Annotated in this window: 11 protein-coding genes; 6 read left to right on the top strand and 5 right to left on the bottom strand. The window is 59.0% G+C overall.

The window, feature by feature from the left end; genetic code table 11:
* Nucleotides 1-14 precede the first annotated feature (14 nt).
* The 3 genes from bioA to gshB are packed head-to-tail and all read left to right on the top strand — an operon-like array spanning nt 15 to nt 3078.
* Nucleotides 15-1385: an adenosylmethionine--8-amino-7-oxononanoate transaminase gene (bioA, locus tag V3390_RS05175; RefSeq protein WP_331703660.1), complete on the top strand. Its 1371-nt coding sequence runs from the start codon at nt 15-17 to the stop codon at nt 1383-1385.
* On the top strand, nt 1382-2110 hold the full coding sequence (locus V3390_RS05170; RefSeq protein WP_331703659.1) for a 16S rRNA (uracil(1498)-N(3))-methyltransferase: 729 nt from the start codon (nt 1382-1384) through the stop codon (nt 2108-2110). Before bioA ends, V3390_RS05170 begins: the two co-directional genes overlap by 4 nt.
* 2 nt (nt 2111-2112) lie before the next feature.
* Nucleotides 2113-3078: a glutathione synthase gene (gene gshB, locus V3390_RS05165; RefSeq protein WP_331703658.1), complete on the top strand. Its 966-nt coding sequence runs from the start codon at nt 2113-2115 to the stop codon at nt 3076-3078.
* Here the strand turns inward: gshB and V3390_RS05160 are convergent.
* From V3390_RS05160 to V3390_RS05150, 3 genes are read right to left on the bottom strand one after another with little or no spacing between them, the layout of a single operon-like run.
* The gene (locus tag V3390_RS05160; protein ID WP_331703657.1) at nt 3075-5294 is read right to left on the bottom strand and encodes an NADP-dependent isocitrate dehydrogenase; all 2220 of its coding nucleotides are present in this window, start codon (nt 5292-5294) and stop codon (nt 3075-3077) included. The two genes, gshB and V3390_RS05160, sit on opposite strands and share 4 nt — an antisense overlap.
* 49 nt (nt 5295-5343) lie before the next feature.
* Nucleotides 5344-6966 carry a phosphoethanolamine transferase gene (locus V3390_RS05155; protein ID WP_331703656.1) on the bottom strand — a complete coding sequence of 541 codons (1623 nt, stop codon included), beginning with the start codon at nt 6964-6966 and terminating at the stop codon, nt 5344-5346.
* Between the two features lie 10 nt (nt 6967-6976).
* On the bottom strand, nt 6977-7663 hold the full coding sequence (locus V3390_RS05150) for a phosphatase PAP2 family protein (protein WP_331703655.1): 687 nt from the start codon (nt 7661-7663) through the stop codon (nt 6977-6979).
* Nucleotides 7664-7769: 106 nt separating this feature from the next.
* On the opposite strand from V3390_RS05150, the gene V3390_RS05145 reads away from it, so the two are divergent.
* From V3390_RS05145 to V3390_RS05135, 3 genes are read left to right on the top strand one after another with little or no spacing between them, the layout of a single operon-like run.
* The gene (locus V3390_RS05145; protein WP_331703653.1) at nt 7770-8450 is read left to right on the top strand and encodes a response regulator transcription factor; all 681 of its coding nucleotides are present in this window, start codon (nt 7770-7772) and stop codon (nt 8448-8450) included.
* A complete protein-coding gene (locus V3390_RS05140; protein ID WP_331703652.1) occupies nt 8447-9733 on the top strand; it encodes an ATP-binding protein in 1287 nt (428 codons plus the stop codon). The genes V3390_RS05145 and V3390_RS05140 overlap by 4 nt, the downstream gene beginning before the upstream one ends.
* A gap of 25 nt (nt 9734-9758) precedes the next feature.
* Nucleotides 9759-11180, top strand: coding sequence for a sugar porter family MFS transporter (locus V3390_RS05135; protein ID WP_331703651.1), 1422 nt, complete (start codon nt 9759-9761; stop codon nt 11178-11180).
* 345 nt (nt 11181-11525) lie between these two features.
* Here the strand turns inward: V3390_RS05135 and V3390_RS05130 are convergent, their stop codons facing one another.
* On the bottom strand, nt 11526-12449 hold the full coding sequence (locus tag V3390_RS05130; RefSeq protein ID WP_331703650.1) for an alpha/beta hydrolase: 924 nt from the start codon (nt 12447-12449) through the stop codon (nt 11526-11528).
* An 89-nt stretch (nt 12450-12538) separates the two neighbouring features.
* Nucleotides 12539-12610: EF-Tu C-terminal domain-related protein (locus tag V3390_RS05125; RefSeq protein WP_005655288.1), on the bottom strand; the 72-nt coding region annotated here is incomplete at its 5' end.

The following is a 12610-nucleotide window of genomic DNA, read 5'->3' as shown; positions in this document are numbered from 1 at the left end:
GTCGATTCCGAGTCATGATAGCAGACGACCAGTGGCGCCGCCGCGACTTGCAGGTGCTGTGGCACCCGTGCACCCAAATGGCCGAGCACCCGGATCCGCTTCCCTTGCTGACCATTGCGTCCGGCCATGGCGCTTACCTTGTGGACCATTCCGGCAAGCGCTATCTCGATGCCGTGTCGAGCTGGTGGGTCAATTTGTTTGGCCATGCGGAACCACGCATTGCCGAGGCTGTCGCGCGACAGGCCAAAAAACTTTCGCAGGTTATCCTGGCCGGCGCCTCGCATGAACCGGCCGTAGAGCTCGCCGAGCAGCTGTTGCAACTGGCACCCCGCGACCCGGATCGTGAGCCATTAGCCAAAGTGTTCTACGCCGATAACGGTTCGGCCGGCATCGAGGTGGCCCTTAAGATGGCCTTCCACTGGTTCCGCAATCGCGGCGACCAGCTACGTACCCGCTTTGTCAGTCTGCACAACGGTTATCACGGCGAGACCTTGGGCGCGTTGGCTGTAGGCGATGTACCGCTGTATCGGCGCGTGTACGCGCCGCTGCTCGCAGAGCCCCTATTCGTACGCTCGCCGGATGCGTTTGGCACCGACCCGAAAATTGCGAGCACGATGGCTTTAGACGACCTGCGACGCACATTGGAGCAATGTGGCGAGACCGTTTGCGCTGTCATTCTGGAGCCACTGGTGCAATGTGCCGGCGGCATGCGCATGCACAGCCCTGATTACCTTAAGGGTGCGCGCGCTCTTTGCGATCAGTACGGCGTGTTTCTCATTGCCGATGAGATTGCGGTCGGCTTTGGCCGCACCGGTACGCTGTTTGCGTGCGAGCAAGCTGCTATCCAACCCGACTTTCTGTGCCTGTCTAAAGGCCTGACCGGCGGCACATTGCCCCTGGCTGCCGTTATAACAACGCAATCGGTGTACGACGGCTTCCTCGATCGCAGCCGCGAGCGTGCGTTCCTGCATTCGCACAGCTATACCGGCAACGCCCTGGCCTGTGCTGCGGCGTTACAGACACTGCGTATTCTCAAGGACGACGCCATCATCGAAACCAATCGGGAACGGACTCAATGGTTGGCCAATGCAGCGAACACGCTAGATGGTCATGGGATCGTTTGCGAGCGCCGCCAGACCGGCATGATCGTGGCCTTTGAACTGAGCCCCGACGGCACGCCGAACAGCGAATACGCCGACCCCGCCCGAGCCGGACTACGGGCCTATCGCTACGCGCTGGAGCACGGTGTACTGTTGCGGCCCTTGGGTAATGTTCTGTACTGGATGCCGCCCTACTGTGTGGATCAGGGCGACATCGAGAAACTGGCCACAGTGACGCAAGGGGCTATCGCCGAGCTGGCGCAACATGGAGAATGGCCGCAATGAGAGTGACGCGAACCTTTGTCGATCTGCCCTTGCAGGCCGGTGTCTCCGTGCAGCTGCCCGATGATGCCGCAGCGCATCTGGGGCGCGTTCTGCGGCTGCAGCCCGGCGACACCTGCGTGCTGTTTAATGGCGACGGCAATGACTACACCGCAAGGCTTGCGGAAATCGGCAAGAAGGCCGGTACCGCCGTCGTCGAATCGGCACAGGTCCGGACCAATGAATCGCCGCTGCGCATCACCTTGATTCAGGGCATTGCCCGCGGCGACAAAATGGACTGGATCCTGCAAAAGGCGACGGAACTCGGGGTGGCGCAAATCGTGCCCGTGCATTCACAACGCGGCGAAGTAAAACTCGACGGCGAGCGCGCCCGCAAGCGTCATGAACATTGGCGCCAAGTCGTGATCAGTGCCTGCGAGCAATCGGGGCGTGCAACCGTCCCTACCGTTGCGCCACCTTGCGATCTGGTCAGCATGCCGATAGATGCACCGGTTTGTCTGCTGCTGGAACCCACCGCCGGCGCCGACCTGCGCACCTTGAAACTGCAGAACGCAGCCGTGGCCATTGCGATTGCGATTGGACCCGAAGGCGGCTGGAGCGAGCGCGATCTGTCTCAGCTCGAAGCCGCCGGTTTTAGCGGGCTGCGCCTGGGCCCACGCATCCTGCGCACAGAGACCGCGGGCATCGCGGCCATCGCCGCGCTACAAGCACATTTTGGAGATTTTTAAACATGACTTATACCGTCTACGTGGTGATGGATCCGATCGAGAAGATCAAGATCGTCAAGGACTCCACCTTTGCCATGATGCTCGAGGCGCAACGCCGCGGCGCGCAGCTGCGTTATATCAAACCCGGTCATCTGCATATTGCGCAAGGCCAAGCGAGCTGCACCGCTGCTCCCGTGCAGGTTTGGGACAATACGGACCGCTGGTTCGAGCTGGGCGAGTTCACCAACCATGTGTTTGATGGCCACGATGTAGTCCTGATGCGCACTGACCCACCTGTAGATCCCAACTATCTGCAGGACACCATCGTGCTGTCTATGGCGCAGCAGCAGGGCGCGCTGGTGGTGAACAATCCGCAGGGCCTGAGGGACTTTAATGAAAAGCTGGCGGCGCTGCTGTTTCCGCAATGCTGCCCGCCCACCTTGGTCTCACGCGATCGCGCGCAGCTCAAAGCCTTTGTTGAGCAGTACGGTCAGGCCGTTCTGAAAGTTCTCGACGGCATGGGCGGTCGCTCTATTTTTCGCGTGTCGCATGGCGAACCCAACGTCAACGTCATTCTTGAAACGCTGACGCACGATGGCCGCAACCTGGCGATGGCGCAACAATTTATCCCCGGCATCAAGCAAGGCGACAAGCGCATTCTGCTGGTCGACGGCGAACCGGTCGACTACTGTCTGGCCCGTATTCCGCAGGGCGATGAATTCCGCGGCAATTTGGCCGCCGGCGGTCGTGGCGAAGGCCGTCCCCTCACCGATCGCGATCGCTGGATCGCACAGCAAGTCGGCCCGCTGATGCGCGAGCACGACATGCTGTTTGTGGGACTGGATGTGATCGGCGACTACCTGACGGAAGTCAACGTCACCAGCCCTACCTGTATCCGCGAACTGGATGCCCAGTTCGGACTCAACATTGCGGGCCTGCTGTTTGACGCCATTGAACGGCGTCTGGCAACACGGTCGCTGTCAGCTTAAGCTGACAGCGCCTTGTTCAGGGTGGTGCTCGGACGCATCACCGAGCTGAGCTTGTCAAAGTCCGGACGGTAATAACCGCCGATATCCTGAGCACGGCCCTGAGCACCATTGAGCTCCGACACAATGGTGGCCTCGTTGTCCGTCAGCGCCTTAGCAATCGGAGCGAAGTGCGCAGCCAGTTCCTTGTCGGCAGTCTGAGCGGCCAGTGCCTGCGCCCAGTACATTGCCAGGTAGAAATGCGAGCCGCGCGTATCGAGCTGTCCGATATCACGCTTAGGCGAACGGTCACTGTCGAGGAACTGACCATTGGCCACATCCAGCGCATCGGCAAGCACCTGAACGCGGGCATCACCGGTGCGATTGGCGAGATGCTCCAGCGATGCGGCCAGCGCCATGAATTCACCCAGTGAATCCCAGCGCAAATGGTTTTGCATGACCAGTTGCTCGACGTGTTTAGGCGCCGAGCCGCCGGCACCTGTTTCGAACAGGCCACCACCGGCCATCAGCGGCACTACCGACAACATCTTGGCCGAGGTGCCCAGTTCCATAATCGGGAACAGGTCAGTGAGGTAATCGCGCAGCACGTTACCGGTGACGGAAATGGTGTCTTCACCCTTGCGGATGCGACGCAGCGACTCGGCCATCGCATCAACCGGCGAGAGAATGCGGATATCCAGACCGGTGGTGTCGAGATCCTTGAGATAGGTCTCAACCTTGCTGATGACATTGCGGTCGTGGGCACGGTTGGAATCCAGCCAGAAGATGGCCGGCGTCTTGCTCAGACGCGCACGGTTCACAGCCAGCTGCACCCAGTCACGCACAGGTGCATCCTTGGTCTGACACATGCGGAAGATATCACCGGCCTCGACCTTAACGCTCAGCAGCACGTCACCGGCAGCGGTACGCACTTCGACATTGCCGCTGTCCTGAAACTGAAACGTCTTATCGTGCGAGCCGTATTCTTCGGCTTTCTGTGCCATCAGACCGACGTTCGGCACCGAGCCCATCGTTGCCGGATCGAAGGCACCATTGGCCTTGCAGTCGTCAATCACGACCTGATAGATGCCGGCGTAACAGCGATCCGGGATCACGGCCTTGGTGTCCTGCAGCTGACCTTGTGCGTTCCACATGCAGCCCGAGTCACGGATCATGGCGGGCATCGAGGCGTCGACGATCACATCGGACGGGACATGCAGATTGGTAATGCCCTTATCCGAATTCACCATCGCCACACCTGGACGCTCGGCATAGAGCGCTGCGATATCTGCTTCGATGGCGCTACGGACGCCGGCATTGAGTTCGCCCAGCTTGGCGTACAGGTCGCCGATACCGTTGTTGGGATCGAAACCGATCGAGTCCAGCTCTGCTGCGTACTTATTCAGCACCGGACCGTAGAAGGCCGACACGGCCGCGCCGAACAGCACGGGGTCCGAGACTTTCATCATGGTGGCCTTGAGATGCAGCGAGAACAGCACGCCCTTGGCCTTGGCGTCTGCAATCTGTGCGTCGAGGAAGGTGCGCAGCGCGGCCATGGACATCACGGAGGCGTCGATGATTTCACCGGCCTTGACAGTCAGCTTGGGCTTGAGCACCTTGCGCTCACCGGCCTTGTTGACCAGCGAGATTTCGAGATCCTCAGCCTGTGCCATGGTGTGACTGATTTCGGTGCCGTAGAAATCTCCGGCATCCATGTGCGAAACGTGCGACTTGGAATCGGCCGACCAGGCGCCCATGCGATGCGGATGCTTACGCGCATAGTTCTTGACGGACAGCGGTGCGCGGCGGTCCGAGTTGCCTTCGCGCAATACAGGGTTTACAGCGGAACCTTTGACGCGGTCGTAGCGAGCCTGCGCATCGCGTTCGGCGTCGCTCGCGGGTTCCTCGGGATAATCCGGCAGCGGATAACCCTTGTCCTGCAGTTCCTTGATGGCCGCTTTCAGTTGCGGTACCGAGGCCGAGATGTTCGGCAGCTTGATGATGTTGGCTTCGGGGCGGCTTGCCAGTGCGCCGAGTTCGGCGAGATCATCAGCAACACGTTGGGATTCGGTGAGCAATTCCGGAAACTGGGCCAGGATGCGGCCGGACAGCGAGATGTCTCGCGTTTCGACGCGGATACCCGCAGGCGCCGTGAACGATTGAACGATGGGCAGGAACGAAACGGTCGCCAGCATTGGCGCTTCATCGGTCAGGGTGTAGATAATCGTGCGATCGGACATGTGCAGCTCCACGGAAGAAACGAATTCCTCCATTTTAACCTGCGATGACCTATCGGCAGGACGCGAACACATCCCGATCGGCACGATACAGTGCCGTATTGACGCCCATCAATCCCAGAACGCTGTGGAACAGGTTGTCGTGCGAGGCCGGTTGCGCGGCCCGCTGACTCAGACAGGTCGCATTGATATGACGATCACGCTTGATGCCGTCACTCAGCCACATGATCATCGGCACGGTCTTTTGCGTCTGCGGCGCAATCGAATACGGCAGGCCATGCAGGAACAGTCCGTTCTCGCCCAGCGATTCGCCGTGATCCGAGACATAGATCAGCGCGGTATCGCGATCGGTCATCGTCTGCAGATAGGCAATGGTATCGGCCAGGACCGCATCGGTCGCGACGATGGCATTGTCATAGCTGTTCGTGATTTGCGCGACCGTGCAGCGCCCCAGATCGTCTTCGAGACACTCGGGTGTAAAGACGCGTGCCGAGGCCGGATACCGCGCGTAATAGCTGGGGCCATGGTTGCCGAGCGTATGCAGCACCACAAACTGGTCGCCGTTGACGCGCGGCACGGCCTTCAGACGTTCGGTCAGCTCGCGGTCAAAGCAGCCCTTTTCTACCGTGCAATATGGCGTGGCCTTGGTGACATGCTGAATCGACTCGGTGGGAAGGCCTTCGCACACGCCCTTACAACCCGACTGATTATCGATCCAGCGGACATCAATACCCACCCGATTCAGAACATGCAGGAACGACTGCGAGTTCTTGATCCTGTCCATGTCAAAGTCCGCACGACCCCAGGGCGAGAACATGCACGGCAGCGACACCTCGGTAGCGGTACCGCAGGAGCTGACATGACTAAAGTTGATCGGTCCAATGGCTTTCAGTCGCGGCGTGGTCTGCCGTGCATAGCCATTGAGGCCCCAGTTCTGTGCGCGCACCGTTTCGCCCACGACCAGAACAATCAGCGCCGGCTTTTGCCCGGGCTTTTGCGGCACGAGCTTTGCATCGAGACCAATGGCCTGACGCGGCTTGCGCTTGGTTTCGCCCGCGCCCACTTTGGCCAAGCCGATCATGAAGTTGGACGGCGTGACCAGGTAGCGCAATTCGCGATGGTTGCGCAGGAACGAGGATAGCGGTTGGTACGAGGCGAATGCCGTTGCGGCGAGCACTACCAAGATGGCGATGATCCAGATCAGGCGCCGGCGGAACGCAACTAACAAGGTGCTCTTTTGGATCCGCAGAGTCCACAGCAGCAATGCGGGCACTCCGCCCAGCAACGCAATGGTTCCAATCATCGGCAGCGTCATTAATTCGCGCGATTCCTTGGTATCTGTGTGCAGAACATTGCGCAACATGTCCACATCGAGATAAACCGTATAGCGCGACATGTAATAGGCCGCGGCCGCCGAAATCAGAAGTACTAGGCTGAGCACCGGCTTGACTGTGAACCGATAGGACAGCAGCAGGAACAGCAGCAGGTGCAAAGCAGTAGCGACAATCGTCAGTGCCGCACCCAGAATCAGACCTGAGGTTCCCTGCAGGCTGTTGGTCTCGATGACCTTGCCGACAAAGGTCCAGTTGAACGCGAGCGAACAGAACACGGCAACGGCCAGGCAGATGGCCTCGACCGACCATTCTTTATTGGCCCATTGAACGCGATCAGACAATGGTTTCACTTCAGATAGCCCCTGTTTCTGCAGCAGTCGGATTCGAACACCCTAGGATCGCATCATAAACCAGGGCACCGACAATCCAGCAAATCCAGAGCGTGGCGAGATCGTGCGACAGGAAGTGAGCGCCACGCAGTTGCTGCGCGATGCCCAGAATTATTCCGTAGATCAGACCGATGGCCAGGCCACGGAATCGCCACTTTGGACGAACCAATAGTGCTGCGAAATACAGACTGATCCATGCATATCCGGCACTGGCCTGTCCTGCCGGAAAGCAGCGCCCCGGTTCCGAATTGAAACGATCAATTTCGAATAAAGGAGCATATATTTTGCTGCCGCCGAATCCCAGCAGATCCCATGGGCAATCCATGTGCGAGATGCCTTTCGTCGTTGCCACTAGCGCAGTGGACAGACCAACGCTAATGACAATCAGTCGCAGCGCCCGCTCCCATGCAGCACGAAGGTCTGAATGTTTGCGCGTCATAAACGCCCACCCCCATGCCGCCAACGCAAACAGCCACGCCACAGTGGAAATGTTCTTACCGATTCTGTGGAACCCTTGCGTCAGCAGTGGCGCATCGCGAAGTGCCCAGCGACCGCCTTCGAGCTCGAATAGCCGGTGCGCCACGGCATGATCAACGCCACCATAGGTCAGCACCAGAAACAGCACTGCAAACACCGCCGATGGAAGCACGTAGTGCAGCTCTATGGGTTCGGATCGGACAGATGGGGTAAATGCTACGCTTCTCATAGACCCGATGGTGCAGTGCGATTTGTCAGAAACCTGTCAGAATGGCGCCATGAGACGCATATTGGTGATCGAAGACCATCGCGATCTGGTCCTTTCGATATTCAATTACCTGGAACCACGGGGCTACATCCTGGACACTGCGCCCGACGGTCGCACCGGACTGGAACTCGCCGAAACACAGTCCTATGACGCCATCATTCTGGATTGGAACCTGCCTCGCCTCGAGGGCTTGGACCTGTTGCACACGTACCGTGAGCGCGGCGGACCGGTACCGGTACTGATGCTCACAGCTCGCGATGACATTGACGACAAGGTGGCTGCGTTCCGCACCGGTGTCCAGGACTATCTCACCAAACCTTTTGCATTGGCCGAGCTCGAAGTGCGCCTTGAGGCGCTCATGAGTCGCAAGCCGGTGGAATCACGTCAATTACAGATCGCTGATCTGCAGTATGATCTTGGCACTCAGCGTATCGTTCGCAGTGGTAAGAAGCTTCACTTGTATCCGGCCTGCCGCAGGCTACTTGAGGTCTTAATGCGCGCCAGTCCCGACACCGTCACGCGTGAGCAGCTCGAACGCAGTCTTTGGGGCGAGGATCCGCCGGATGCCGATCGCCTTCGCGCTCACATCTATGATCTGCGCAAGGTCATTGACGGGCCATTTGAAACCAAACTGCTGCATACCTTGCCGCGGGTCGGGTATCGGCTTGCAGACGAGCGGATGAAGCCATGAGACCGCTGCTAGGCGACACCCTACCGCGCCGTATGATTACGGCGATGGTGCTGTATCTGGTCGTACTGACTCTGGTACTGAGTGCTTTTACTGTGATCTCCAATGAACGTGCGGAGAAATTTGGATGGCGTGCCATTCTGACCAACGCGATGACCGCATGGGACGGATCGGACCAAGTCGACTCGACGAAAATAGTCTCGCCAATCCGCCGTTTCGACAATTCGACCTCTTCGATACCTGTCGAATTTTCCGGACTTTCAGACGGACTTCATGACGACATCCTTTTGAACGGCAAGGTGTATGCCGTATTGCTCACCACTACGCGAGACGGGCATCGTCGTGCGGTCGCAGTAGATGCAAGCTCCATAGAAAAGAAAGAGCACGTACTGGTCACCCAAGTCCTTAGTGTGATTGTCGCAACGATGGTGTTGGCTGGCCTGTTGGGAGCCTGGAGTCTCAAGCGCGCCCTTCGACCCTTGAGCGACGTCGTGCGGGAAATCAGCCTGCTGGATCCGGAGGTCTCCGACGTTCGCCTGGTGCCCCCGGCCGACGCAACGCACGAGGTCAGGACGCTAGCCGGCGCTGTCAACGGATATTCCGGTCGCATCGGCGATTACGTGAGACGCGAGCGAGCCTTTGTCGAGATGGCCAGTCACGAATTGCGTACGCCGGTCGCCGTGCTGAGTAACGAACTCGAGCTGATGCAGGATGAGGCACAGCGTGATCATCGCGAGGTGCCCCGTCTGCAACGCGCCCGCCGAACCACTCAGGATCTGCAATCGCTACTGGAAATCCTGCTGTTACTGGCACGCAACCCGGAACGCCTGCAGAAGCAGTCGAGTCAGGTGGACCCGGTGGCCATCGCCCAGAAGCAGATTCAGCTGCATCAGGCCTTGCTGCAGCACAAGCAGCTGCAGATCGTGCAGAGCGGCGGGAATCAGGGCAACCTGCTGGCTCCGCCGGTTCTAGTCGAGGTCATTGTGGCCAATCTGCTGCGAAACGCGATTGAAAATAGCGATCACGGCACTATCGAGGTGCATTGGGATCGCGACGGCACGCTGACTGTTACCGATCCGGGCAGCACCATGAGTGCGCAGGAGGTCAGCGAGCTGTATCGCCGCGTCCTGCGCGGTGACTCCATGCATTCAGCCGGTATCGGCATGCAACTGCTCTCTCGCATCGTCGAGCACATGGGCTGGCGGCTCGATTATTCCGAAGTGGCCGCAGGACGAACCCAGGCGCGGGTTCAATTTCCACAGTCGGCGCCAATTGGGTTAGCCTAACTGCTTCACATTCCGGATCCGATCAATGGCTCAGTTCACCCCTCCACCCGTTACTGTTGATTCCGGGGTTCCGCAAGGACGTGGACGAGTCCTTGGCATCGCCGGTATTGCCGCGCTGGGCGGATTTCTGTTCGGCTACGATAGCGCCGTAATCAACGGCACCGTTGATGCGCTTCGCGGAAAATTCCAGCTAGGCGATGGCCTGCTCGGCTTTGCAGTGGCCTCGGCGCTGCTGGGCGCCATGGTTGGCGCGTGGTGTGCGGGCCGTATCGCCGATCGCTTCGGCCGTGTGCGCGCCATGCTGGTTGCGGCCCTAATGTTCAGTGCTGCATCGGTCGGTTCGGCCTTTGCATTCTCGGTATGGGATCTGATTTTCTGGCGAGTAATCGGCGGCGTGGGTGTCGGCATGGCCTCGGTGATTGCGCCCGCCTACATTGCGGAAATCGCACCGGCGGCCAGTCGCGGACGACTCGGCAGTCTGCAGCAGTTGGCGATCGTGACCGGCATCTTTGCCGCGCTGCTGTTCGATTACTGGGCTGCACATGCAGCCGGTGGTGCAGCCATGCCTTCTTGGGGCGGCATCGAAGCCTGGCGTTGGATGTTCCTCAGCATGTTAGTGCCGTCCATGTTGTACGGCGGCCTGGCATTGACACTGCCGGAGTCGCCGCGCTATCTGGTCGGTCGCGGACGCGAAGCCGAGGCAGCAGCCGTTCTAAGTCGTACACAGGGATTGGCACCTGCGCAGCAGTCGCAACTGATTGATTCAATCCGCTCCACCCTAAGTGGGGATCGCCGCCAGTCGTTACAGGACCTGTTCCAAGGCGGCAAACTCATGCCCATCGTCTGGATCGGCATTTTTGTGTCGGTATTTCAGCAGTTTGTCGGCATCAACGTGATCTTCTATTACTCGGCCATGCTGTGGCGATCGGTCGGATTCACCGAAGAAAATGCGCTGCAACTGACGGTGCTGACCTCGATCATCAACATTGCTGTGACCTTGGTCGCGATTGCACTGGTCGATCGCATTGGCCGTAAGCCCTTGCTGCTGACGGGCTCGATCGGCATGGCAATTACCCTGGCAATCATGGCGTACTGCTTCTCGCAAGCTACCGGCAGCGGCTCCAACCTGACCTTGCCCGGATCACTTGGCACGGTCGCTCTGTTTGCTGCCAATGCCTTTGTCATCTTCTTCGGCGTGAGCTGGGGTCCCGTGGTGTGGGTCCTGCTGGGAGAGATGTTTCCCAACCGCCTTCGCGCCATTGCCCTCTCGGCGGCGGCAGCGGCTCAGTGGCTGGCAAATTTCTTCGTGACCATGACATTCCCGGTACTGGCAGCCGCCGGTCTGCAAATTGCCTACGGACTCTATGCATTCTTTGCGCTACTCAGTGCCATTTTTGTCTGGCGATGGGTTCGCGAGACCAAAGGTGTCGAACTCGAACATATGTAACGACCGGAAAAAGCCCCGCAAATGCGGGGCTTTTTTTGAACGGCGTTACATAGGGATGCTAGGAAGTTAGCGGCCCTTGCGCTTGGCCTTGGGCTTCTCGCTCTTGATCGTAGCCTTGAGGTCATTCTTAGTTTGCGCTTGCGCAGCCGTCTCCAGGCCTACCGCCGCTGCAGCGGCCGCATTGGACTCGCCCTCGACTTTGGCAGAGACGGAGTAGACGTCAATATCTTTGCAACTGCCAGAGCGTGGTGATCTAGCGTTCTCGCCGATTCAGAGAAAACCGTGACAAGGGCCAATGCGCGTTCACGATTGAATGCTCACAACGGCATGAACGGTCTTCGAACATCAACAACGCGTTAATTGCTTACCCAAAAGAAAACGCAGTGGCACATCGAGCCGCTGATTCCAGGCCGTCTCGCTATGGTCGGCACCATCGAACGTTTTCGATAGCCAGTTTTCACCGCAGCGATAACCGCGATTACGCATCACGGCATCGGTACGTTGCTGGTACGGGGCGTATTGCGCGTCCAAGGTCGCCGTGCCGTGATCGAAATACACTCTGTGATCTCGTGGCGAAGGCAGATGCCGCGCCAGATAGTTCACCATCGCCCCCTCACCCGCCGGCCAGTGCGTGGAGATGGCCGCGACACCGCCAAACACCTTGGGATACTGGGTCATCGCATACAGCGAAATCAGTCCCCCCATACTCGATCCTGCGATCATCGTATCCGCTGCCCCGCGCCGCGTGCGGTAGTGCCCATCGACAAACGGTTTGAGCTCACGCACAAGAAATTGCAGGTAGGCATCGGATTGAATGTCCACGGGCTTCATCAACGGCTGATCGGGCAACCCGCGAACCGGACCGGCGATCGCCTTGCGAGGCATGTACTCCGCAAACCGCTGCGGCGAGTTATCGATTCCCACGACAATGGCCTCGCGGATCTCACCGCTTTGGATCAGGCGCGTCATGACATCATCTACATCCCAACTCTGATGATTCCAGGTCGTCGTGGCATCCCACAGCATTTGCCCGTCATGCATGTACAACACCGGATAGCGTTGCGTGCGGTCCGCGTCATACGAAGGCGGCAACCACACCTGCACGTTTCGCGCGCTGACGTACTCGGACGGGAAATCGGAATAGCGCTCCAACCGGCCAACGATAGCGGGCGCCCTGTCCTGTACTGCGTTGAGCGGCGTCGAAGTTACCGGAGTTGCTGCAGTCGGCGTTGCTGCCAGCAATGCGCTCAAAATAGTTGAAATCCACATGATCGGATCATAGCCTCTGCCGTTTGACCACACAAAAAAAGGGCCGCTCAATGAGCGGCCCTTTTTGGTGTTGCTTGCGGTGCCTAAGATTACTTGATGATCTTGGCCACGACGCCGGCGCCGACGGTACGGCCGCCTTCGCGGATCGCGAAGCGCAGACC

It is taken from the genome of Aquilutibacter rugosus, from assembly GCF_036541335.1.
Taxonomy (GTDB): domain Bacteria; phylum Pseudomonadota; class Gammaproteobacteria; order Xanthomonadales; family Xanthomonadaceae; genus Aquilutibacter; species Aquilutibacter rugosus.
This window is presented reverse-complemented; position numbering and strand designations above follow the sequence as displayed.